The organism is Blautia sp. SF-50 (genome assembly GCF_900101315.1).
Taxonomy (GTDB): Bacteria; Bacillota; Clostridia; order Lachnospirales; family Lachnospiraceae; genus Blautia_A; species Blautia_A fusiformis.
The window spans coordinates 1-1,157 of record NZ_FMUW01000077.1; the positions used below are offsets into that span (position 1 = coordinate 1).

The 1,157-nt window shown below is 38.0% G+C and carries 1 protein-coding gene; it reads left to right on the plus strand.

Annotated elements, in window-relative coordinates; genetic code table 11:
- Positions 1 to 105: 105 nt before the first annotated feature.
- Positions 106 to 1,157 (plus strand): reverse transcriptase/maturase family protein (locus BLP57_RS17535; RefSeq protein ID WP_442855628.1); only part of this gene is annotated, 1,052 nt, incomplete at its 3' end.

Genomic DNA, 1,157 nt, shown 5'->3' on the forward strand with positions numbered 1-1,157 from the left:
CACAGTAACCAAAAAGATTACAAGTACGAGCGTTTATACCGTTTGCTCTACAATGAGGAACTGTACTTAACCGCTTATCAAAACATTTATTCCAATGACGGAAGTATGACAAAAGGTACTGACAAGCAAACGGTTGACGGTATGAGTATCGAAAGAATACGGAAAATCATAGTTTCGCTCAAAGATGAAAGCTATCAGCCAAAACCTGCAAGAAGAACCTATATTCCAAAGAAGAACGGAAAAATGCGTCCACTCGGAATACCGTCCTTTGAGGATAAATTGCTTCAAGAGGTTATCAGAATGATTTTAGAAGCTATCTATGAGGGGCATTTTGAAAATACTTCTCATGGGTTCAGACCTAATAGAAGCTGTCATACGGCACTCAATGAAATTCAAAAAACTTTCACGGGTGTGAAATGGTTTATCGAAGGAGACATTAAAGGTTTTTTTGATAACATCAACCATGCTACGTTGATTGGAATTTTACGAGAACGTATCAATGACGAGAGATTTCTTCGACTGGTAAGAAAATTTCTGAATGCAGGCTATATTGAGAATTGGACTTTTCATAACACCTATTCGGGAACACCGCAGGGTGGCATTATCAGTCCTATTCTTGCAAACATTTATTTGGATAAATTTGATAAGTATGTAAATGAGTATGTCCGAAAATTTAAAAAAGGTAAAAAGCGTATGCGTACAAAAGAGTACCGCAGGAACGAAGTCGAATTAAGCAAAGCCAGAATCGCATTGAAAAATGCAAACGACGACTGTGAAAGAGAAAATGCGATTGCACGCATAAGGCAGTTGGAAAAAGAACGGGTGAATATTCCCCCAAGTGACCCTATGGATAACAATTATGCAAGGCTGGTCTATGTCAGATATGCTGATGATTGGCTGTGCGGAGTTATCGGTTCGAAAGAGGATTGTAAGAAAATAAAAGAAGATTTTAAGAATTTTCTCAAAGAACAATTACAGTTGGAGCTATCAGAAGAGAAAACGCTGATTACCAATGCCCAAAAAAGTGCGAAATTTCTCAGTTATGAAATCAGAGTACGGCATAGCAATCTAACCAAGAGAGATAAAACAGGCAAGCTCGTTCGTAATTACACGGGCAGAATTGTACTGGAAGTTTCAAGTGATACAATCAGGAAACA